The organism is Pseudomonas sp. AC083 (assembly GCF_979253165.1).
Window position 1 is genome coordinate 1 of the sequence record NZ_CEEDDH010000349.1, and the last position, 236, is coordinate 236.

Annotated in this window: 1 protein-coding gene; it reads right to left on the reverse strand. The window is 76.3% G+C overall.

Going from position 1 to position 236, the window contains the following annotated elements:
* The coding region (locus AC0IXA_RS28150; RefSeq protein ID WP_471815019.1) for a LacI family DNA-binding transcriptional regulator at positions 1-236 on the reverse strand (236 nt) is incomplete at both ends.

The following is a 236-nucleotide window of genomic DNA, read 5'->3' on the forward strand; positions in this document are numbered from 1 at the left end:
CGATGACCTGCGCGAACGCGGGGAAGATCGGGTTGGTCAGCTCGGGCACCACCAGCCCGACCAGGCCGGCGCTGCGCCGTTTGAGCCGGACCGGCCGCTCGTAGCCGAGCACGTCGAGCGCGGCGAGGACCCGGTGCCGGGTCGCGCCGGCCACGCCCGCCTTGCCGTTGAGGACCCGGCTGACGGTGGCCTCGCTGACCCCGGACTGGGCCGCGATGTCCGCGAGCCGCGGGGGG